This window comes from Halobacillus mangrovi (genome assembly GCF_002097535.1).
Taxonomy (GTDB): domain Bacteria; phylum Bacillota; class Bacilli; order Bacillales; family Halobacillaceae; genus Halobacillus; species Halobacillus mangrovi_A.
In genome coordinates, this window is record NZ_CP020772.1 from 2,281,471 (window position 1) to 2,304,215 (window position 22,745).

The 22,745-nt window shown below is 40.1% G+C and carries 22 protein-coding genes; 10 read left to right on the plus strand and 12 right to left on the minus strand.

Annotated elements, in window-relative coordinates; translation table 11 throughout:
* Positions 1 to 47: 47 nt before the first annotated feature.
* From HM131_RS11185 to HM131_RS11220, 8 genes are all read right to left on the minus strand, one after another.
* Positions 48 to 680, minus strand: coding sequence for a TetR/AcrR family transcriptional regulator (locus HM131_RS11185; protein ID WP_085029839.1), 633 nt, complete (start codon positions 678 to 680; stop codon positions 48 to 50).
* Between the two features lie 263 nt (positions 681 to 943).
* Positions 944 to 3,403 (minus strand): DNA topoisomerase IV subunit A, encoded by a 2,460-nt coding sequence (gene parC, locus HM131_RS11190; RefSeq protein WP_085029840.1) that lies wholly within the window; start codon positions 3,401 to 3,403, stop codon positions 944 to 946.
* 15 nt (positions 3,404 to 3,418) lie between these two features.
* Positions 3,419 to 5,374, minus strand: a complete 1,956-nt coding sequence (gene parE / locus HM131_RS11195) for a DNA topoisomerase IV subunit B (RefSeq protein WP_085029841.1) — start codon at positions 5,372 to 5,374, stop codon at positions 3,419 to 3,421.
* Positions 5,375 to 5,653: 279 nt separating this feature from the next.
* Positions 5,654 to 6,277, minus strand: a complete 624-nt coding sequence (locus HM131_RS11200; protein ID WP_085029842.1) for a TetR/AcrR family transcriptional regulator — start codon at positions 6,275 to 6,277, stop codon at positions 5,654 to 5,656.
* The gene (locus tag HM131_RS11205; RefSeq protein ID WP_232324768.1) at positions 6,231 to 7,505 is read right to left on the minus strand and encodes an MFS transporter; all 1,275 of its coding nucleotides are present in this window, start codon (positions 7,503 to 7,505) and stop codon (positions 6,231 to 6,233) included. The genes HM131_RS11200 and HM131_RS11205 overlap by 47 nt, the downstream gene beginning before the upstream one ends.
* Before the next feature lie 636 nt (positions 7,506 to 8,141).
* On the minus strand, positions 8,142 to 8,555 hold the full coding sequence (locus tag HM131_RS11210) for a CoA-binding protein (RefSeq protein WP_085029843.1): 414 nt from the start codon (positions 8,553 to 8,555) through the stop codon (positions 8,142 to 8,144).
* Positions 8,556 to 8,567: 12 nt separating this feature from the next.
* Positions 8,568 to 10,094 (minus strand): ABC transporter permease/substrate-binding protein, encoded by a 1,527-nt coding sequence (locus HM131_RS11215; protein WP_085029844.1) that lies wholly within the window; start codon positions 10,092 to 10,094, stop codon positions 8,568 to 8,570.
* Positions 10,091 to 11,155 (minus strand): ABC transporter ATP-binding protein, encoded by a 1,065-nt coding sequence (locus HM131_RS11220; protein WP_085029845.1) that lies wholly within the window; start codon positions 11,153 to 11,155, stop codon positions 10,091 to 10,093. Before HM131_RS11220 ends, HM131_RS11215 begins: the two co-directional genes overlap by 4 nt.
* Before the next feature lie 365 nt (positions 11,156 to 11,520).
* On the opposite strand from HM131_RS11220, the gene plsY reads away from it, so the two are divergent.
* The 4 genes from plsY to HM131_RS11240 all read left to right on the plus strand — a co-directional run bounded on the left by plsY (position 11,521) and on the right by HM131_RS11240 (position 13,863).
* A complete protein-coding gene (plsY, locus tag HM131_RS11225; protein WP_085029846.1) occupies positions 11,521 to 12,102 on the plus strand; it encodes a glycerol-3-phosphate 1-O-acyltransferase PlsY in 582 nt (193 codons plus the stop codon).
* Positions 12,103 to 12,282: 180 nt separating this feature from the next.
* Positions 12,283 to 13,215, plus strand: coding sequence for a GTP cyclohydrolase FolE2 (gene folE2, locus HM131_RS11230; protein WP_085029847.1), 933 nt, complete (start codon positions 12,283 to 12,285; stop codon positions 13,213 to 13,215).
* A 12-nt stretch (positions 13,216 to 13,227) separates the two neighbouring features.
* Complete coding sequence (gene yidD / locus HM131_RS11235; RefSeq protein WP_085029848.1) at positions 13,228 to 13,467, plus strand: membrane protein insertion efficiency factor YidD; 240 nt, start codon at positions 13,228 to 13,230, stop codon at positions 13,465 to 13,467.
* Between the two features lie 108 nt (positions 13,468 to 13,575).
* A complete protein-coding gene (locus tag HM131_RS11240; protein ID WP_085029849.1) occupies positions 13,576 to 13,863 on the plus strand; it encodes a HesB/YadR/YfhF family protein in 288 nt (95 codons plus the stop codon).
* Between the two features lie 59 nt (positions 13,864 to 13,922).
* On the opposite strand, the gene HM131_RS11245 is transcribed toward HM131_RS11240, so the two are convergent.
* On the minus strand, positions 13,923 to 14,183 hold the full coding sequence (locus HM131_RS11245; RefSeq protein WP_085029850.1) for a stage VI sporulation protein F: 261 nt from the start codon (positions 14,181 to 14,183) through the stop codon (positions 13,923 to 13,925).
* A gap of 199 nt (positions 14,184 to 14,382) precedes the next feature.
* On the opposite strand from HM131_RS11245, the gene HM131_RS11250 reads away from it, so the two are divergent.
* From HM131_RS11250 to HM131_RS11285, 6 genes are all read left to right on the plus strand, one after another.
* Positions 14,383 to 15,588 carry a cytochrome P450 family protein gene (locus HM131_RS11250; RefSeq protein ID WP_085029851.1) on the plus strand — a complete coding sequence of 402 codons (1,206 nt, stop codon included), beginning with the start codon at positions 14,383 to 14,385 and terminating at the stop codon, positions 15,586 to 15,588.
* A gap of 163 nt (positions 15,589 to 15,751) precedes the next feature.
* Positions 15,752 to 16,033 (plus strand): hypothetical protein, encoded by a 282-nt coding sequence (locus tag HM131_RS11255; RefSeq protein WP_085029852.1) that lies wholly within the window; start codon positions 15,752 to 15,754, stop codon positions 16,031 to 16,033.
* A gap of 229 nt (positions 16,034 to 16,262) precedes the next feature.
* Positions 16,263 to 16,595, plus strand: coding sequence for a DUF4257 domain-containing protein (locus HM131_RS11260; RefSeq protein WP_085029853.1), 333 nt, complete (start codon positions 16,263 to 16,265; stop codon positions 16,593 to 16,595).
* Between the two features lie 206 nt (positions 16,596 to 16,801).
* The gene (locus tag HM131_RS11265; protein ID WP_085031952.1) at positions 16,802 to 17,176 is read left to right on the plus strand and encodes an SET domain-containing protein; all 375 of its coding nucleotides are present in this window, start codon (positions 16,802 to 16,804) and stop codon (positions 17,174 to 17,176) included.
* Positions 17,177 to 17,373: 197 nt separating this feature from the next.
* Positions 17,374 to 17,679, plus strand: a complete 306-nt coding sequence (locus HM131_RS11270) for a hypothetical protein (protein ID WP_232324769.1) — start codon at positions 17,374 to 17,376, stop codon at positions 17,677 to 17,679.
* Between the two features lie 654 nt (positions 17,680 to 18,333).
* Entirely contained in the window at positions 18,334 to 18,861 is a 528-nt protein-coding gene (locus tag HM131_RS11285) for a DUF6944 family repetitive protein (protein WP_085029856.1), read from the plus strand.
* A gap of 8 nt (positions 18,862 to 18,869) precedes the next feature.
* Here the strand turns inward: HM131_RS11285 and HM131_RS11290 are convergent, their stop codons facing one another.
* From HM131_RS11290 to HM131_RS11300, 3 genes are all read right to left on the minus strand, one after another.
* Entirely contained in the window at positions 18,870 to 19,064 is a 195-nt protein-coding gene (locus HM131_RS11290) for a DUF2197 domain-containing protein (protein ID WP_085029857.1), read from the minus strand.
* A 117-nt stretch (positions 19,065 to 19,181) separates the two neighbouring features.
* Positions 19,182 to 20,894, minus strand: coding sequence for an assimilatory sulfite reductase (NADPH) hemoprotein subunit (cysI, locus tag HM131_RS11295; RefSeq protein WP_085029858.1), 1,713 nt, complete (start codon positions 20,892 to 20,894; stop codon positions 19,182 to 19,184).
* Positions 20,895 to 20,918: 24 nt separating this feature from the next.
* The gene (locus HM131_RS11300; RefSeq protein WP_085029859.1) at positions 20,919 to 22,739 is read right to left on the minus strand and encodes an assimilatory sulfite reductase (NADPH) flavoprotein subunit; all 1,821 of its coding nucleotides are present in this window, start codon (positions 22,737 to 22,739) and stop codon (positions 20,919 to 20,921) included.
* Between the last annotated feature and the right edge of the window lie 6 nt (positions 22,740 to 22,745).

Consider the following 22,745-nt stretch of genomic DNA (forward strand, 5'->3'; position numbering starts at 1 on the left):
AGACCGACTGGTTGGTCTGTTAAAATCCAAAAAAATAATGTAAGCGTTTACTTAACATTGTAAAAAAAAGGAACATGAAGCAAATGATTTAGATATTCATCCGTTGGGGATCCGGGAAGCAGAAAACGTAAGATTAAATCTGTGAAAACATCAGCAATTTCATCGATGGAATACGTACCATCCCTACGGTACCATTTATAAATCCAGTTGACCATTCCAAGTATGGCCATACCTGTAATCTCATGTGGCAGTTCTTTTCGGAAATGTCCGCTCTCTTGTCCTTCTTGAATGACGTCAAAAACCATCTTCTTGAAAACATCGCGTTTATGCTTGATTTGTTCTTCATAGACCGGTTTTAAGTAGTTGCTTTCTTGATAAAAGACCGATATATGAGGTTTATATAAATCAAAAACTCCCACAAACGACTGAACGATGGATTGGATTTTCTCTACGGGTGAATTATGAGTAACGTTGGCAGCCTGGGCTTCTTTTAATACGTATGTAATAAAGGTGTCATGAATAACAAATAGAAGTTCTTCTTTTGACTGAAAGTGATGATAAAACCCACCTTTTGATGTGTGAGAAGCTTCAACAATTTGATTCACCGTCACTCCGTGAAATCCATGCCTTTCGAACAACTCAAGAGACGTTTGAATGATTCGTTCCCTTAAATCCTTCATAAATCATCCCCAATCTGCTGAATATAGGTTCATTTTATCATAGTTTTCAGAAAATACAATTCAATTTTGGAAGCGCATTCTTTACTTGCGGAGATTTTTTTATGGATTCTCGGAGTTGCTACTAAGTTGGAATAGAAATAGATAATAACTAGTTTACCAATACTTCATGGCACTACTGGTTGGTTATATATTGGTGATTCTTTTTTAACTTCCAGACTATCCAAGAAAAAACAGCCCCTAAGATACAAGGGGCTGTTAGAGGTTTACTCTTGTTCTTCTTCACTAGTGTCGAATGGCTTTTCATAATTCGGTTTAACCCACGCTTCTGTGACAATACCTTTAAGCTCTGTATCCATCACATAAGAACCATTGCTGTATCTATCATTTGCTTTAAAGTCCATCGTATTTACAATGGTTGTTTTGTCTTTTTCGGTTCTCAATACAACTTGATCGTCTCTCTTTACAAGATGTACATCAACAAGACGATGAGGATTCTTTTTCAATTCACGCAGCATAATGACTCCTCGTTTCGCGCGAGAAGATGGTTCGAACTCTTTCAAACGCATTCTCTTAACAGCCGCTCTGTGCGTGGTTAGCAGGATAGACGGATCTTCATCAGAATGGAAGACTTGTCCTGAAACCACTTCTTCTCCTTCTTTGAGGTGAATAGCTTTCACTCCTGCCGCACGTTGTCCTACAGCGTTCACTTCTTCTTCTTTGTACCACAAACCATAGGCTTTATTGGATGCTATAAATAGATCTGACTCTCCGTTCGTTAAGTGAATATCGACGACTTGATCGTCACCTTTCAAATTAACTGCTACCAATGCTTTTGAATGTCTTTGAGCTTGATAAAGTTTCAATTCACTCTTCTTGACCATGCCATTTTTAGTGAAAAATATCAGGTACTGATCTGTATCAAAGTTTCGAACTGGAATAGCTTCAACAATATACTCCTCTTTTTCCACCTGAACGATATTAGAAATATACTGTCCGAGGTCCTTCCAACGAATGTCCGGCATCTTATGGACAGGAAGGAACAGGTACTTTCCTAAGCTCGTAAATATAAGAATCGTATCTGTTGTATTCATTTCATAAAGCCTTAAAAGGTGGTCTCCGTCTTTCAGAGCAAAATCTTCACCATTTGAAGCTGCATACGAACGCAGGCTCGTACGCTTGACATATCCATCTTTTGTAACTGACACGAGCACATCCTCACTTGCAACAGTCACTTCAAGATCGACTTTCAACTCTTCGACCTTCTCTTCAATGTTAGTCAATCGGTTATCATTATATTGCTTTTTCATTGACCGCAGATCCGCTTTAATAACCTTCAACAGTTCGTGTTCATTAGATAGAAGCTTTTCTAGCTTAGCAATCTGTTTTTGGAGTTCTTCCGCTTCTTTTTGAAGAGCCGTAATATCCGTATTCGTTAAGCGGTAAAGCTGCAAAGTAACTATAGCTTCCGCTTGTTCTTCTGTAAAATCGTACTTTTTCATCAATTGATGTTTAGCATCTTGCTTATCTTTGGAACTACGAATGGTTGCGATGACCTCATCTAGAATACTGATCGCTTTTATGAGCCCTTCCACAATATGCGCTCGTTTCTTTGCTTTATTCAGATCATAGGTAGATTGACGTGTTACAACTTCTTTTTGGTGAAGAATGTAAGCATCCAACATCGCCGGAAGATCTAATAACTTTGGTGTTTTTCCATGAATGGCAACCATATTAAAGTTATAAGAGATCTGCAGGTCTGTATGTTTATATAAGTAATTGAGGACACCTTCACTGTTTGCATCCTTTTTCAATTCAATAACGACACGCAGCCCAGTGCGATCCGTTTCATCGCGCACTTCAGAAATCCCTTCCACTTTACGATCGATGCGCAGCTCATCCATACGCTTAACCATCGTCGCTTTGTTTACTTCGAAAGGAATCTCGTCGATAACGATTTGTTCACGGCCTCCACGCTGCTTCTGAATTTCCGCACGTCCGCGAAGTACAATTTTGCCTTTACCTGTTTCATACGCTTTTTGAATGCCGTCAACTCCCTGGATGATTCCGCCTGTTGGAAAATCAGGACCTTTCAGCTTCGTCATCAATTCAGGTACTGTTGCTTCAGGTTTATCAATTTTCATGATGACCGCGTCAATCACTTCTCCTAGATTATGTGGAGGGATCTCGGTCGCATAGCCTGCGGATATACCGGTCGAACCATTCACAAGTAAATTCGGAAATTTAGCCGGCAGGACGGTCGGCTCTTCAATGGTATCATCGAAGTTCGGAATGTGATCGACAGTTTCTTTTTCGATATCTCGTAACAGCTCTGAAGAGATGGCAGAAAGTCTTGCCTCAGTATAACGCATCGCTGCTGGCGGGTCCCCGTCAACACTTCCATTATTTCCATGCATTTCCACTAGTGGTTTACGAACTTTCCAAGTTTGACTTAGACGAACCATCGCATCATAGACCGACGTGTCTCCGTGAGGATGGTAGTTACCGATTACCGTACCAACGGTCTTAGCGGATTTACGGTATGCTTTATCGTGCGTATTCTTCTCCTGATGCATCGCAAACAAGATCCGACGCTGTACAGGTTTTAACCCATCTCTGGCATCAGGAAGGGCGCGTTCCTGAATGATGTATTTACTATAGCGACCAAAACGGTCCCCAAGCACCTCTTCTAATGGTAAATCTAAAAACTTTTCTGCCTCAGCCAACAGAATATCCCCCTTTTACGCTTGTATTTTGTCGTTATCTAGAATGTTAGCCTCGTCATCCAGCCCAAAAGCGACATGGGATTCAATCCATTTACGGCGAGGTTCGACTTTATCTCCCATCAGCGTAGTTACGCGACGCTCCGCTCGAGCAAGATCATCAATCGTCACTCGGATTAATGTGCGTGTTTCCGGGTTCATTGTCGTTTCCCATAGCTGATCTGCATTCATTTCACCTAAACCTTTGTAACGCTGGATCGAATATCCGTTCTTGAATTCTTTAAGTATCTTTTGCATGCCTTCTTCATCCCAGGCATATTCAGTTTTTTCTTTTTTCCCTTTTCCTTTAGAAACTTTATATAATGGAGGAAGCGCAATGAATACCTTCCCAGCTTCAACGAGAGGACGCATATAACGATAGAAGAACGTTAGGAGAAGAACCTGTATGTGGGCTCCGTCGGTATCTGCATCGGTCATAATGACAATTTTGTCATAGTTGCAATCCTCTAAGGTGAAATCTCCTCCGACACCAGCACCGATCGTGTGGATGATCGTTGATATTTCTTCATTCTTAAAGATATCTGCAATTTTTGCCTTCTCTGTGTTAATTACTTTTCCTCGTAAAGGAAGCACCGCTTGAAACTTTCGATCACGTCCCTGCTTTGCAGACCCGCCGGCAGAGTCACCCTCCACCAAATACAATTCATTCTTCTGAGCATTTTTTGACTGTGCAGGTGTCAATTTTCCACTTAAAAGTGTATCTTTACGCTTCTTCTTTTTCCCTGAACGTGCATCTTCACGTGCTTTTCGTGCAGCTTCTCTTGCCTCTTTTGCTTTAATGGCTTTTTTAATAAGCATTGATGCGACATCTGGATTCTCTTCCAGAAAGTAAGACAACTGTTCGGCAACTACAGCGTCAACGGCTGAACGAGCTTCTGAAGTTCCTAATTTACTTTTCGTCTGACCCTCAAACTGCAAGAGTTCTTCAGGAATACGGACAGAAACTAACGCCGTAAATCCTTCCCTGATATCGTTTCCTTCCAAGTTCTTATCTTTATCTTTCAACAGCTGGGCGCGTCTCGCATAATCATTGAATACCCTGGTGATTGCTGTTTTAGCCCCAGATTCATGAGTCCCTCCGTCTTTTGTTCTTACATTATTTACAAAGGACAAAATGTTCTCTGAAAACCCATCGTTAAACTGGAAAGCAAAATCTACTTCTATATCAGAGTGGCTTCCTTCAAAAGAGACCACTTGATGAAGGGTATCTTTTTCTTCATTTAAATAAGCCACAAATGACTCGAGGCCGTCATCGTATTGATAGCTCTCTTTAACGGTCTCCTCGCGCTCGTCCACTAAATTGATCCGAAATCCTTTTAGAAGAAACGCCGCTTCCCTCAACCGTTCCGACAATGTTTCAAAATTGAATTTCGTAACCGAAAAGATACTAGGATCAGGTTTGAAGCGGATGGTTGTCCCTGATTTTCTCGTTCTTCCTTGATGCTCCAGTGACGTTACAGGAACTCCTCCGTTTTCGAAACGTTGATAAAATTTCTCTCCATCTCTGCATATATGGACTTCCAGCCATTCAGATAAGGCATTTACAACGGATGCACCAACTCCATGAAGTCCACCGCTCGACTTATACCCGCCTTGACCGAACTTACCGCCGGCGTGGAGCACGGTTAAAATAACTTCAGGAGTGGGTTTTCCAGTCTTGTGCATTCCCGTAGGCATACCGCGTGCTTCGTCCTGAACAGAAACACTGCCATCTTTATGAAGAGTAACGGTCATCTGCTGACCAAATCCCGCCAAGGCTTCGTCTACTGCATTATCGACGATTTCATGAACTAGATGGTGGAGGCCCCGGTGATCCGTAGATCCTATATACATTCCCGGACGCTTTCTAACAGCCTCCAAACCTTCTAATACTTGTATGGAATCATCTGAATATGTTTGATTTAGTTTCGACAATTTACCATCGGCTCCTTTCTCGTCAACACCATCTAACACAATAATAGAACAAACGTTCGCATGTGTAAACGTCCAATAAAAATATCGCTTGTTATATTGTAGCGATTTTATATGGTTTCGCAAACATAAATCTTCCAGAAAACGTGAAAAATCCCTTTTTTCACAGGGATTTCAGCGCTTCCAAACCAATTTCTATCTCTATTTTAGCATAATTTCCTCCCTTTTCTTCCGATGGAACAGGAACGTAAACATAAAAAGATGAGGCCCAGCCCCACCTTTTCATTCTTCCTTCACTTCAAGAACGGCTTTTAAATATTCTAGAAACAAAACAGATTGTTCCTTTAATTGGATCTCTTCTTTTGGCAAAATAGCCCCATCTAAAGCTAAGCCATCAATGAAAGAGACAATAGATTTCGCAATCAATTCACCATCGTGCTTGCTGCTGAATTCTCCCGTTTGCTGGCCAGCTATTATTACGTTTGCATAAAGCTTCAAGCCCAATTTATATCTTTCGTGTCCATATTTTCTTCGACGGCTGTCATTTCTACCCGTGATGAAGAATTCTAAATTACTAGGAGCCATCGGATCCATCTCATCATCAGGTTTCCCGTCTTCACCGAACATTTTCTGCTTTAAAAGGTTCCAATGAGATTTTACTTCTGTTTCTAGCGTTTCTTCTGTAGCTGAAACTGCCTCTGATAAATCTGCTTCCAATAATGCTTCATATAAATCTTCTTTGTTTGAAAAGTACTGATATAATCCTCCGCGGCTCACATCCGCAGCATCCATGACGAGCTTCATTGTCGTACGCTCATATCCGTGTTCAATGAATACTTGCTTAGCTGCATTCAAAATTTTAGCTCGTCGCTTCGCTAGGTGCTCCTTGCTTACTTTCGGTGACATCTACTTTCCTCCGTGCAAATTTATTTCTCGTCAGGTAGCCAGCCAGTGACAAGATGATCAAAAGACTGGCTGTGGTAATGAACGTTGGGATAACTCCAATGATCGTCGACAGCCACCCGCCTAACAATGGTCCTACAATTGTAGCTGTCGTAGTAACACTATTAACGACACCAAATACTCTGCCTGTAAGATGAACAGGTGTATTCACTTGAACAGATGCCTGAAATGGGACAAACGTTAAACCTGCAGAGAATCCAGCTGTAAGTCCTAATCCACAGCCCCAGAAGATAGAAAATCCAAAATCATAATAGGTTAGTATTCCCATCATACCAAAGCTAGTTCCAATCCCACAAACACCGATCAACATAAGAAAATAAGGATTGTAATCTGTTTTCTTAGAGAGGAGCCATCCAGCAATAAACATTCCTGCCCCCGCAGATGTAACCAGGTACCCGAATAAATCCGGAGAAACAGAGGTCAATTCTCTTAAAAGGACAATGATTTGTGAGTCTGATAGCTGCAGGATCATAAGACTGACACCAAGTAAGAACAACCCCATTAGGATAAAACGATTGGATTTAATGTAAGAAAGGCCAGTGATAAAATCTTCTTTGAAAGATGTAATTTGTCTATTTTCTTTTTCTGCCATTTCATTGCTTACATGTTTTTGTCGAGGGAGCATTACAATAAGAAGTCCAGATATCATAAACGTCATACTGTCGATGTAGAAAACCATATTTGCACTAAAAGCTGCTACAAGAATACCGCTGAGCAAAGGGCCGATGATTTTTGTTCCTGAATCAATCATAGATGTAATTGACATGGCACTTTTCATATCCTCTTCATGAACGAGCTCTTTTAACTTTCCGTTTTTGGCGGGGATAAACAGTGCTGAAAGTGTCCCTATTGCTAACAAACTTACATAGATGACAAGAAGAGAGTCTGCAATTGTAAGGATTAAAATCAGCCCAGCACGGAAGAAGTCCGATGTGATCATCAAAGCCTTGCGATTGAACCGATCTGCAAATGTACCCGCCAAAGGCCCAAACAAAGCCATAGGCAAAGCCAAAGATAAAATGACAAAGGAGACTTCCATCGGTGTTGCATTCCATTTCAGACCAACAAGCGTAATGATTGCCACAACACTTAACCAATCACCGATACTAGAAATGGCCTGTGATGCCATCAGTGTGAGATAACCTCTGTTCGTTTTTAACCCTTTTTGCAAGAGTACCGCCTCCTATAACGACATGAATGTCGTTTTTATATGTATATTCATTATAGCGACATTAGTGTCGTTTTACAATACCCAATTTGTAATTAATGAATAAACCTTTGATAGGTGCTACTAGCAACAGTTAATTTCTTTATAACAGGATAGTGGAAGACTTGATTTCGAGATGATTGGGGGAGTTAGGAGCGCAGGGGAAGGATTTGCTTTGCTACGGGGGAACTGGCAAGTCTCCTCGTTCGCTGCGCTCTCTGCGGGGTCTCACCCTTCCCTCACGCCCCTTGCCTAATGAAGTTCTCGAATCATCCTAATTGGAAATTGCCTAAACATAAGGAAATCAGTGATAATCTGAATTTACCAATATACCTCCTTTGCTTCATTCCAGAAGAGATCGTTTAGAGCTGCTTATAACGTAAGGTGTTCTAGCGTGATCAACATGCTAGGTGAGACCCCACCCCGGAAATCGAGTCGTTTTTCCATTCACCATCACCCCCACATAAGTCTCGAAACTAAGTCTTCAGGATAAGGAGGCTTAGTTAGAGGTAGAGGTTACGGAACTTCAGATAATTCTCAAGACCCATTTTAAAAAACAAAAAAAGACTGCCGACTAGGTCGACAGCCTTTTATGTTTTTTTACTGGTAGATGGCATGGGCAACTTTTATACACATGTCCATGATAATCAGCATATTCTCGTCTTTTAATTCCTCATAAGCATCTTCGTGAATGACGCCTTGCTGTGCCCAAAAAGCTTTTGCATCAATCTGAGATGCTTCCCGGGCGACATCTGGGAGGTACTCTGAGCGTCTGAATACATTAATGATATCAATCGGTTCTTCAACCTCTTTTAAAGAAGCGTAGGATTTTTCTCCTAACGACTCCTGGATACTTGGATTCACAGGAATGATTTTAAATCCAGCCTCCTGCATCGCCTTACTAACTTGGTAAGAAGTCCGATGAGGTTTGTCAGACAAACCTACAACTGCAATGGTTTTCGATTCGTCCAAAAGCTGTTTAATTTCATCTTTCGTTGGGTTTTGAAAAGACATAATAGTTCCTCCTTATTTCTCTATTAATCCTTCTTCTACCAGATACTCACGCGCTACATCCTCAGGATCACGGTCTTCAAAGTCTACTTGATAATTCATTTGGCGCATTTGATCACCAGTGATTTTTCCTTCTAATTGATTCAGGATTTCCTCTAATTCAGGATACTTGTCTAGCGTCTCCTGTCTCATTAACGGAGCTCCCTGGTATGGAGGGAATAAGTTTTTAGGGTCTTCCAGAACCTTTAGATTAAGATCAACCATATACCCAGCAGTCGCATATGCATCAATCACATCCACATCCCCAGATTCAATAGCACCTTGACGTAAGCCAGGATCCATTGTTTTAACTTGAGCAAAATTAAGGTCATAAACTTCTTTCATGCCTTGATACCCGTCTTGACGATCGTTAAACTCCAATGTAAAACCGGCTGTAATTTGATCCTCAACAGGCTTGAGATCACCGATGGTTTCTAAATCATACTGTTTGGCAAGCTCTTGAGTCGTAGCAACTGCATACGTGTTATTGAATTTCATCGGCTGGAGATAAGCCATGTCGTAAGTTTCAGCCATCCCTTCTTTCGCTTGCTGATACACTTGTTCTGCGTCATTACTTTTGGCTTGCTGCTCAAGCAGTGAAACAAGTGCAGTACCTGTAAATTCAGGATAGATATCGATACTTCCTTCTTGGAGAGCGCTGAATACTAAGTCGGTTTTTCCTAAGTTAGGCTGCAGACCGACTTGTAGATCTGTTTCTTCTTCAATCAAAAGCTTATACATATTGATCAGGATGGCAGGTTCAGAACCAAGTTTCGCCCCTAATACTAAGTCGTCTTTCACTTTACCGCCGAAAGCCAGGGGACCGACGGCGATCAAAGCAGCAATCACGAGAAGACTGACGAGTGAACGAAAGCCTGATTTAGCAGATGTCCGTTCGAATAAACGTAAAATCCCATCAAGAACTATAGCCAGCAAGGCAGCAGGAATAGCTCCTAATAGAATCAGATTAATGTCTCCACCTCGGTCTAGTCCTAAAAGAATAAGATCTCCAAGCCCGCCTGCACCAATCAAAGCAGCAATGGTTGTAGTACCTACAATAAGAACCATAGATGTGCGGATCCCTGCCATAATAACCGGCATGGCCAGAGGAAGTTCAACCCGTGATAGCCTTCTGAAGGAACTCATTCCCATACCAGTTGCGGCTTCTTTAAGAGCAGGATCCACTTCCTTAATTCCCGTATAAGCATTCCTTAAAATTGGCAATAAACCATAAGCAGTCAAAGCAATGATAGCTGGGGTCTGGCCGATTCCGAAGAAAGGGATAAGAAAAGCGAGGACTGCTAAACTCGGAATGGTTTGTAAAACTGCGGCAACTCCAATAATAGGCTCCGCTACCCTCTGGTACCTCGTCAAAAGCAACCCTAAGGGAACGGATATCAATGTGGCGATCACGAGAGCAATAATAGAAATTTGCAGGTGCTCCCATATTTTTTCCCATAATACATCTTGTCTCTGGGCAAATACTTCTATAAATGAATTCATGCCTGCACCACCCCGTTTTCACGAGTGTTCTCTTTCAAGTGCAGAACCATATCTTTATATGACAATGTGCCAATTAATTGTTCCCCTTTTACAACTGGCAAAATTGGATAATCTTCTTTTTCAAAGACAGTGATTGCTTCCTTCAAAGTCATGCCGTTGGCTAAAGAAGGAAAATCAGATTTCTTTCCATTGTGTACACACGTCACATATTTACCACTTTCATCTTTGATCGCATAGGTTCCTGATGAAGGAACACGGTCTGCTTCCCTATCCGAAGAAGAATAAATTTGACTTTTTGTCTGATCCATAATAACGTCTACAGCCGTTTGCCAAGGTGTCTTTCTGCTTCCGATAAAATCTTTAACGAAGGAATTTGCAGGATGAAGTATTAAATTCTGAGGTGTATCAAGTTGAATAATCTCTCCTTCTTTCATTAGACAGACTCTGTCACCTAGAGCCATTGCTTCATCCATATCGTGTGTGACGAAGACGATCGTTTTTTGAATTTCTTGCTGAAGCTGGCGAATGTCGTTCTGAAGTTGTTCTCTGCTAATTGGATCGAGAGCACTAAACGGTTCGTCCATTAAAATGATATCTGGATCTGCGGCAAGCGCACGGATCACACCTACCCGTTGCTGCTGGCCTCCTGAGAGTTCACTCGGTTTACGTTTTCTGTGTTTATTTGAATCTAAACCGACCATATCCATTAACTCATCGATCCTCTTAGACAAATCCTTCTTCCCCCATTTTTTCATCTCAGGTACAATCGAAATATTTTCCTCGATCGTCATATGAGGGAATAATGCAATTTCCTGTAATACATAACCAATATTCCAACGAAGTTCGTGAATGTTATACTCTCGAATATCTTTATTATGTATAGTGATCGTCCCTTCTGTTGGCTGAATGAGACGGTTGATCATTTTCATAGTTGTCGTCTTTCCGCAACCACTCGGTCCAATAAGGGTCAATAACTCGCCCTCTTTCACCTCTAAATTGATGCTTTTAAGGGCGGTCGTCCCATCTGGATAAGTTTTAGTTACGTCTTTAAAAGTAATCATCGTGTTCCCCCTTTGTTCATCGATAGTTTAAACAATAGTATATATCCAGATTTCCATAATTCGAAACATTTAGCAAAAATTTTACTTCATCTATAATGCTTCCCCATTTTCTCACTTGTCAAAAGAAATTGAAGGCGTTAAGGGTTTTTAAAAAAGCAACTTGTCACCTGGTACTAAATTGGTATAATAGGTAAAGTTACGCTGGTTTTTGTTATACTTCTAGAGATAATTCCTATGATTTTCTCCAAAAAGAATAGGAAATTTCGAATTCTATTTACATATGTAGTCAAACGTTGTAGATCTCTTGTTCTTTACTATTATTTCTCATGATAAACTATAAGAAAGAAATTAAGGAGTTGAACCAATTGGAATATATTTTGTATTGTCTTCTTGCCTATTTACTAGGTTCTATTCCTTCGGGATTGATTGTCGGTAAAATGGGCTATGGTGTTGACATTAGAGAGCATGGCAGCGGAAACCTGGGTGGAACGAACACTTTTCGTGTTCTAGGTATTAAAGCAGGCTTAATCGTCACTACCGCAGATATCCTAAAAGGTACAGTTGCAGCAGCTCTTCCTTTCTTTTTAGGGGCTGATGTTATCACTTTAGTCGTAGGAATTTTTGCAGTCATTGGCCATATGTATCCAGTGTTTGCAGGTTTTAAAGGAGGAAAAGCAGTAGCTACATCTGGAGGTGTCGTTCTTGGGGTAAACCCTATTATCTTTTTAATCCTGCTCTTATCTTTTTTCATCCTATTATACCTCACTAAGTATGTCTCACTATCCTCTATGATTAGCGGCATAGTCGGCGTAATTGCCACCCTTATTGTCAAAGATTACGGTCTTACACTCGTTATTTCTGTGTTTACAATCTTTGTCATCTATCGTCACCGGGCGAATATAAAACGGATTATGAACAAAACTGAACCCAAAATTACTTGGATGTAGGATGGTGAAGCCTGTGCATCTTGCGTAGGCTTCATTTCATGGATAAATCCTTACTGCTGAAGGTATTCTAAGCCTATTAAGAATTAAGTGGAGCACATTTCATAAAGCATTAAATTGTATAATCAAAGGTACATATTGTATACTTTGACGTAGAAACAAGGCCTGAAAGGAGTCTTTGCTATGAATAAAACCGAATTGAATCACAACAAATCACTACCTTCAAAAGAAGAGCGACATAAATTATTCGGCTCTGTCAAACCAGGTCCTAGGACTAAACCCATAGATAAGAAAGGCATGGCTGATTTACAAAATTCTAAGAAGGATTTCCTTTTTGATATTGATATGGTAGGTATTTCAAATGTGAAACATCCTATCCGAATCCCTAGTCAACTGACCCCTGAAATACAGACCACTATCGGAACGTTCTCTTTCGGTTCATCCATCGCTCAAGGAAGTAAAGGGACAAACATGAGCCGGTTCACTGAGCAACTTGATCAATATCATAATGAAGGATTTGCCGTAGATATAGCAACAATGAAAGAATTCACAAAAGAACTGGCTGGACGTTTAAAACAGAATGACTCTGAAGTAGAAGTCACATTTCCTTGGTTCTTTGAAAGAAAAGGTCCTTACTCAGACTTAACAGGTATGAATTATGCCGATGCTACCATTCGCGTTGAATATCACAAAGAAACCGGCCATGATATTACCGTCTCTTTAACAGGGAAAATAACAACATTATGTCCATGTTCTAAAGAGATCAGTGAGTATAGTGCTCACAACCAAAGAGGAAATGTCACAATGACTATCAAACTGACAGATGATTTCAATGAGCAGGAAGTTGATTGGAAAGCAGCTCTTCTGGAAGCAGCAGAAAGTAATGCTAGTGCTCGGATCCATCCGGTATTGAAACGCCCAGACGAAAAGATGGTAACAGAACAAGCCTATGAGAACCCTCGATTTGTAGAAGATATTGTTCGTCTTGTAGCAGCTGATTTGTATGAATATGACTTTGTTGAATCATTTACCGTCATGTGTCGAAATGAAGAGTCCATTCATTTGCACGATGCGGTAGCTTCGTTAAGTTATGACAAGAAACAAGAAAGAGAGTAAAGGAAGAATATCATGAAGCACATCATGATCATGCTCATTCAATTTTACAGAAAGGGAATAAGTCCTTTCTTTCCTCCTTCTTGCAGATTTCAACCAACATGTTCGGAATATGGTTTAGAAGCTTTTCGAAGATTCGGTTTCATTAAAGGATTGTTTCTTACAGTCAAGCGAATTTCGAAATGCCATCCCTTCCATAAGGGAGGATTTGACCCCGTTCCAGAAAAACAGAGCAATAAATCACAAACATCCTGAACAGGCAATACGTTCAGGATGTCTTTCATTACAAGAGATGTTTACAAAGCAGAAAATTAGGAAACAACATAACAACATTAGTAATTGAACGAACAGGAGCTGAGATAAATGAATTTAACTGTGACAAAAGAAGCAGCAAAATGGTATGAAGAAGAATTAGACGTAGAAGAAAAATCAAATCTCCGCTTCTATGTACGTTACGGAGGCGTTGGAGGGCTGCAGCCAGGTTTTTCTTTGGCGATCAAGTTTGAAGAGCCGGACTCACCAATTGCTGAAACTACGGTTGGAAACATCACTTACTTTGTTGAAGAAAATGATGAATGGTATTTTGATAACTACTCCTTGAAAGTCGAACTTGATGAAAAATGGAATGAGCCGGATTTTCAATATGAATAATTAAAAAAGTCCAAGAACATTCACTTGTCCTTGGACTTTTTTAATTTAGAAAGGGATATTTATTTTTTCTTCTTTTTTAACATCTTCTCAAGCGACGAAAAATCTTTCGGTACTTTCCCGTTTATAATTGTTTTAACTAGCATATCCTCTTTCTGCTTTGATACTGGTTTATTTGCTAGTGCACCGACCTTTTTAATGACCTCTCTCACCGTTTTTTCATCTTGAAAATCCGCATTCCTTAGTGATTTGGCAAGCTTCAATACCTCTTCCATTTTGACACCAGTTTTTTTCTCGATATTCCCAAACATGTTTGAAAACATGATTCATCTCCCTCTTCCGTAGCCTATTGTTATTCTATGGAAGAACAGAGCATCCTGTATAAACGAATGTCCTAGTTTTATCATCTCACCAAAACGAAAACAGTTTTTTGTTTCTTTTCCATATATTGTTTGTAGCTTCTTGGCTCGTTTTATATAATTGAAGAGTGTGGAAGTAGAATTTTTACATAGGGGGACAAAAATGGAGAATATAAAAGCGATCTACCAATCTAATTTCAAAGAAAATGTGTATCCGTTTTACACACATCTTAGAGCTAATGATCCAATCTTTGCTATGTCTCAGGAACCTAATCATACAACGTGGGTTATAACGAAACATGAGCATGTCAAAGAAATGCTGAAAAGCAAAAGCTTTATAAAAGATCAAAGAAAATTATTTTCCAACAACCAATCCCATGAGAAACAAGATAATGGAGAAATCAACATCTTCCAAAATATGATGCTAGATGTAGATCCACCCGACCATACAAGACTCCGAAAACTTGTCCAACCTTATTTCAATCCAAAGACAATAAAAGAATTAAAGCCCAGAATCATCGAAATTGCTGATGAATTGCTCGACCAGGCAAGTGAAAAACAAGGACCTGTTGATCTTATTGATGAATTTGCCTTTCCTCTTCCAATTATCGTCATTAGCGAGCTGCTTGGAATACCTTCGGAAGATCGAAATAAATTCAGAAAATGGTCGAACACGATTGTTGCGGCTTCCGACGAATTCGAACCTGATTTTATGGAAGATGTACAAGCATTCACAAATTATTTGACGGATTTGTTTGAGAGGAGAAGAAAAAGTCCAGAGAATGACTTCATATCAAGTCTGCTTCAAGCCGAAGAAGATGGTGAACAGCTGAATCGAGATGAATTGTACTCGATGGTCGTACTCTTGATTATCGCAGGACACGAAACAACTGTAAATTTAATTGCCAACACCATGTACGCACTGTTTGAACATCCAGACCAGTTAGAAAAACTAAAGACCGATACGAAGTTAACTGCTACCGCCATTGAGGAGGGACTTAGATATTATAGTCCCGTTGATTTTACAACTGCTCGATGGTCTGAAGATGATATGGAGTTCCATGGTAAAACCATCAAGCGTGGAGATCTTGTTTTAGCTTCCCTAGCTTCAGCTAACCGGGATGAGGAGAAATTCGAAGCTCCGGATACATTCGATATAACGCGGAAGCCTAATCCCCATGTTGCCTTCGGTTATGGAATACACTTCTGCCTTGGTGCTCCTCTGGCGCGTTTAGAAGGAGAAATTGCACTAAGGAAGTTAATGGAGAGATTTCCTAATATCTCAATGGTTGAAAATCAAACCTCCTCCCCATGGCGTCCTGTGTTTTTACTAAGAGGGCTAGAAGGGTTGAAAGTAACGATCGTTTAAACTTTTTCCAATTATTAAGAGCCAGCTTTCCTATTATTTAGAGAGGGTTGGCTCTTTTCGCTGTCAGCTTATCTAATAAAAATAGTGTAGAACATACATTGAAGTGGTATTTAAATCATAGGCTCTATCCAAAGTGATCATGGAGGTGTTCATTATATTCCAAATGAATGATCAAGAGAAAGAAAAGTTCGATCAGTTATTATCATCCTTAAGAAAAGCTAAATCTATGGAAGAAACGAGGTTTTATTTTGATCTCATCCAAGACTATTTGAACACATTGCAAATAGAGAAAGGTTCTGTTTATAAGAGAATGAACGCTGAAGAGTTAATGCAATTTGAGATACTGAAGCAGCAAATGTTAGCCGCTTCCGACAAGAAAGAAGTCACTTATTTTGAAAAGCAGATCCATGATTTAATTACTCGCGTAAACTTGTCTAAAACATAATTTCACAAAAAGTGTAAAAAAACCCAAAAAAGTCTTTATTTTCTGACATTTTAATTGTATACTATCTCTATAGTGTTCATTATAGTATCCTCGCCTTTCGCTTGCCTTTATAAAAAAATACAGTCTTTAACCAGAGCGGTTAGTTCAGTCAATGATTAGTACATATTTATTATGTTTCTATGATTACTGAACCCGCTCTTTTTTAGACTGGTTATTAGGGGGAAGTTGCATGACGAATACCTTGGTCATCGCTGGTTTAATAGGGGGTTTTACTGGAGTGATTGCCCACTTGTTGAGGAATGGTAAGGTATTAGTTTTCCCGAAGATTAGAAAACGTCCAAAGGGAGTGTATTTAGGTTTTCTTGCGGATTTCTTTATTGGCTCAGCAGCTTCCATATTTGCTGTCAGCTATTTGATTCCTGAGCCAGAAGTTTTACGCACGCTTATAGGGGTTTCCATCCTTGCTGGTATGACAGCTGAGAATGTACTTTTAAAACGGGAACTGAGTATAGAACAAGCAAAGATCGAAGGATTGGATCGTATTAATCAAAGGATGAATTAACCTTTGAAAATACTCCAGTCCTAATTTTTTCCCTATCTACATAGTACGTATGAAATTTTTCTATTTCACAATTTCTCCATTATTATTCCCCTGGTTTCTTACTGTTGTGTTCCCTTCCTACTCAGAAAAATTTGCGTTTCCACTTCACACCTGTCAGACTAAAGGAGGTCTATGGATTTGTTCTAAAGAAAGCGCAGGTGACAAAAATGATTGAAATCAGAACTTCAACTCTTACAGATCAAGAGTTCAATAGAGGAGTATTTGCAACAAAAACCATAAAAAAAGACGAGCTGATTCACGAAGCTCCAGTCATTCCCTACCCTAATGAAGAGCATGAGCACATTGAGAAAACGATGCTTGCAGACTACATGTTTGAATATGGCGAGAATCACACCGCCCTGCTTCTTGGTTATGGGATGATGTTCAACCACTCTTACAAACCTAATGCTGATTACAGAATTAATTTTGACAATCATACGTTTGAGTTCTTTGCTCACAAAGATATTAAGCAAGATGAGGAAATTTTCATCAACTACAATGGTGAAGTTGAGAATGATACGCCTTTATGGTTTGATAAATAATGACTTTAGAGGAGTCCTTTAAGAGGACTTCTCTATTTTTTAGCTGTTAGTTACAAAAGTTAATCCTTAACTAAGAAGCTATCTACTCGGTGAGGGTGTGAATTTCCCTCTTTTTATTCCCCGTAGATCCAGGGTATTATTTATCAAAGTCCAAGCTCTATGTTATGCTGAATTTGGAAATCATAAGGGGTTTTTATATGTTAAAAAGAAGGAAAACAGTAATCGCTTCATTTTTAATAGCTGTACTGGCTATACTGCTTGGGACTGATTTTATTCACAACTTAACAGAGCAAAGCACATCTCCAGAAATTAACATCAGTGGTCAGCCCCTCGTCAATGTCCCTGCAGGGTATTACGAAAGCGGAGCCCCTTTCTCCATCGCATTTTTCGGCGATATGTGGAGTGAAGCAAAACTGCTCGGCATGGCTTATGACTATGAACAAGCAACCCATTACCGGGAAGCACCAGATTTAGAATCCAGAGAATTACAGGAGAATGGATAGATTTACAACAAAAAACAGATGGGATATATAAAAAATAAGCAGTCCAACAGCGTATCGATTGGATTGCTTATTTTTTAAGCTCTGTAAAAGTACCTCTTTATTATTGTCTTTTGCCCTAAGTAGAACTTGGAGGTCCGAGAAATCACTCGCTTTCCGTGGGCATGTGCTGAGCCTCCTCGAGCTAAAGCTCTCCGGGGTCTCACCTATCATGTTCATCCCACAGGAGTCTCGCGATTTCTCTGACCTCCTTACGGCTGTTGGGACTAACGGAAATGTTATTGTTACCGAAAATCTATCTGTAATTTTGGAAATCAGAGCTTTCTTACTCCTGTTAAATGGGGCGTTCATTACACTATAGAAGGATTCGATGGAAAACGACGAGACTCCCGTGGGAGAAGGACTTAGGCGAGACCCCACAGAGAGCGCAGCGAACGAGGAGGTTCGGCAGTTCCCCCACAGGTTAGCGAGTTATTTTCCAGCCATCCCTACACTATTACAAATACAAAACCTTGATATCTCAGAATCGAATCTTCCAGAATACTGCTATATAGTTCTATAAAGTGTAATTAAGAAAAATTCAAAGTAACGATTACAATAAAAATAAAGTAACAAACTCACCTTAAAAGTCTAACATGGATATAGGTGGTGAAAACGATGGATGATAATGAGAAAGCAATTGTTGGAGCATGGGTTCAAGCTGTTGGGACAATCGTTTCAGCCATCGGATCGACCCCTAATACTCGAATTCCCCAAATAACTCTAGAAGGCTTCAACTTAGCAGGGAATACACTGCAGGCTACTGGCAACGGTTTATTAGCAGATAGTGAAAATGGAACACTTGAAAAGACAGGAAGTGTGATCCAGGCAACTGGTAACTCAACCATTTTTTCTGGTATACTGCTAAACCTCGAAGATAGATCCCAAACCAAGTTATTTATTACAGGAAACTTGCTGCAAGCCTTTGGATCTTCGCTGACTTTTGTCGAAATTTTAAAAGAAGCACCTGGAAAAAGTCAATTATTTCTTTTGTATGGAAGTATACTGCAAGCCATAGGAAATATTTTGCAAGTACTCGGAGACCGAGCTGAATTACTGAACGAGTATGGTGAAGACTTAAAAGCTTTGGGAAGCTGGGTGCAGGCTTTTGGGGCAAACCTTTTTGCATTAGGAATCATCATATAGCCTTATGATTATAAATATTTACTGTAAGGATCAATAGCGTCTGGATTCAGACCCGTGCTCCTTTGTGCTTCCTTTTGCATCGATGTATTGCAGTCCTTACAAACATAACTAGCTTTTGGATTCTTTTTGATCTTAAAGTACTGATCATCCGATGAATTGATTGAATATTCCTTCTTACAAAAGAAACAAGTTACATTCATCATTTACTTCCTCCTTTTAAAACCATGATCTATTCACAAGAATTTCAAATTTTCAATCAAATAACAATCTTAAACTTAAGAAAAGACGCTTCCCGTTGTTTGGAAAGCGTCTCAAATTTCTTAAGTGTGAAAATCTAAGCCGGATTCAACTGCATCGATATGCCCAGCCCTAATCACATAGTCACCAAAATGTTCATTTTCTTGTCGATCTTTCGCATACTGAAATAAAAGCGGCTTTAATTCGTTTAATATTTCTTCTTCTCCAATGTTTTCTCTGTACAGCTTATTCAGGCGTTCGCCTTTAAACCCTCCGCCAAGGTACATATTGTACTTTCCTGGAGCTTTTCCAATAAATCCTATTTCGCTAAGTGCAGGTCTGGAACATCCATTCGGACAACCTGACATACGAATCACAATCTCTTCGTCTCTTAAACCCGCATCATCCAGGAGTTCTTCCACCTTATCAATGAGAGAAGGAAGATACCTTTCTGACTCTGCCATAGCCAGCCCACATGTTGGTAAAGCTACACATGCCATGGAATTACGACGTAAAGCTGAATTATAGCTGCCATCTGTAAGACCGTACTCCTCTACAAGAGCATCGATGATTTCTTTTTGTTCATCTTGCACATTAGAAATAATTAAATTTTGATTAGGGGTCAGTCTAAATTCCCCGTTATGGACTTTGGCAATCTCACGGAGCCCTGTCATTAGCGGATGGTTTTCCTCATCCTTAATGCGTCCGTTCTGGATAAATAAGGTAAGATGCCATTTTCCATCTCCTTTCACCCATCCATAACGATCTCCGTTGTGATCGAAGGAATATGGACGGGCTTCTTCAAGGTCCCACCCTAATCTTTCGTTAAGTTCGTTTGTAATCCAGTCTATTCCTTTTCGATCGACGGTATATTTAAAACGTGCATTCTTTCTTTCAGAACGATTACCGTAGTCTCTTTGAATCGTAAGTATTTTTTCAGCAACCTCGTTTACATTATCTGGTGGGCAAAAACCAATGACTCTTGCCAATTGCGGATAAGTGGTGGTGTCTCCATGAGTCATTCCCATACCTCCGCCTACGGCGATATTGAAACCGGATAGTTCTCCATTCTCAAGAATCGCTATAAACCCTAAATCTTGAGAATAGATATCGACATCATTCGAAGGTGGTACAGCTACTCCGATCTTGAACTTACGAGGTAAATACAATGGGCCATAAATAGGTTCTTCATCTTTATCACGGCTGTCAGAGACTTTTTCTTCATCTAGCCAAATCTCATGATAGGCTTTTGTTTTTGGAAGTAAATGCTCACTTACTTCCTGCGCTTTACGGTAAACTTGATGATGAACGTCTGACTGGTACGGATTCGAATTACACATCACATTCCTGTTTACGTCACCGCATGCTGCAATAGAATCCATAAGTACTTCATCCATAGCCTGAATGGTTTTTTTCATATTCCATTTTAAAATTCCGTGGAGCTGGAACGTTTGTCTTGTTGTTAGTTTCATCGTCCCATTTCCATGTGTGTTAGCTAGATCATCCATGACCAGCCATTGCTCAGGTGTCGCTACACCCCCGGGGAGCCTTACCCGGAGCATGAATTGATAAGCAGGCTCAAGCTTTTTTTGTTTCCGCTCAACCCTTACATCTCGATCATCCTGCATGTAGCTGCCATGGAACTTCAAGATTTTTGTTTCTTCATCTGGAATTCCGGCTGTAATACGATCTGCAAAACTTTCAACAAGTGAACCTCTAAGAAATTTACTGTCTTCCTTGATTTTTTCCATTTCACTAGGAGGCCCTAACTCTTCTGGAAATCTCTTTTTTACCATCTTAAAGCCCCTTTCTCATTACGCTTAATAGACATCACGCTGATAGCGCTTCTCTTTTCTGAGATGATTCAAATATTCATCCGCTTCTTCCTCTGATAGTTTTCCTTCTTCCTGAATAATCTGCAGGAGAGTTGACTGGACATCTTTTGCCATATATTTTTCATCTCCGCAAACGTAGATGTATGCGCCCGCTTCTATCCACTCAAAAAGTTCCTGTCCTCTTTCCTTCATTCGGTGCTGTACGTATACTTTTTCCTCTGTATCTCTCGAAAAGGCTACGTCCATTTTCGTGAGAACTCCTTCCTTCAACCATTGCTGCCATTCGGTTTGATATAAAAAGTCGCTGACAAAATGCTGCTCACCGAAAAATAACCAGGACTTCCCTTCCGCTTCCTCTTCCTCTCTTTCTTCTAGAAAAGCACGATAAGGGGCTACACCTGTTCCAGCACCAATCATAATAATCGGAGTATCATGATTTTCAGGAAGCTTAAAATTTGAGTTTTTCTGAACAAAGACAGGCAGGCGGTCTCCCTGCTGGGATCTCTCAGCACATTGGCCTGAACAAACACCTTTGCGATTTCTACCGTGGGCATCGTAGCGTAATGCTCCTATAGTAAGGTGCACTTCATCAGGATTTGCTTTTAAACTGCTTGCAATCGAATAGAGACGAACAGGAATTTTTCGTAAAATACCTAAGAAATCTGAAGCTGAACCACTCCAGGGTCCAAAATCCTTGACTAAATCAAGTAAGTCTCTTCCATACATATAATCTTTTAATTGTTTGGAATCTGCTTCTAGGAGTTTATGCAAATCCTGGTTCTCCGAAAGCTTAGATGCTTTCTCAAGCAGCGGTTTTGTAAGGCTTGTAATTTCAAAAGTAGAGAGTAGCGCCTCTCTTAGAGAACGTATATCTCCTTGTTTATTAATAGGTACAGATTCTTCAGGATTCCAGTTCATTTCTGCAATCAACTGGTCAACTAACTCGGAGTCGTTTTCTGGATAAATGCCTAAACTGTCTCCCGGCTGGTAGTCTAATTGAGCTCCTTCCAAATCTAGTTCAAGATGACGGGTCTCTTTATTCGATCCTCTGCCATTTAGATTAATGTTTTCTAATATCTCCGCATGAAAAGGATTGGCCCTTGAGTAAACAGGCAGATCCGCCGACGCGTCTGGACTGGGTGATAACGGCTGTACTGCGCTTGTATCCTTTTCTTGACTCAGTTTTCCAAAGACTCCCTCAAACCATTGATAGGCTGGCTCTTCAAAATCTAAATCACAATCGATACGATCATAAAGCCGCTCGCCCCCAAGTTCACTGAGTCGCTTATCAAAGTCTTTTCCTGTTTGACAAAAGAATTCATAGGAGCTGTCTCCAAGTGAAAGCACCGAAAAACGAAGTCCATCAAGTTTTGGTGCCCGTTTACTGTGGAGATATTCATAAAAGGTAATGGCGTTATCCGGCGGATCACCATCTCCGTGGGTGCTGGTCAAAATGAGTAAATCCTCAACTTTTTTCAATGCTTTTGTCTTAAAATCATCCATAGATGATAGTGTCACATTGTAATCTTCTTGTTTCAGTTTTTGAGTGAACTCTTCTGCAAGAGATTGACAATTTCCAGTGTGTGAACCATATAGTATCGTAATCTCCCTTGTCTTTTGAGGAGAATTTGCTTGTTTAATCGTTTCATTAGCTGGCGAATACTCCTTCACAGCTGTGCTAGCTTGAGGAGCAGCTAAATAACCACTCAGCCACATTTTCTGACTGTCTGTCAGAGTAGATAGCAGCCGATTTAACAGCTCTGCCTGTTCTTGATTGAAAGGACTGTTCATAACCTCTAACTGCAAAAATCA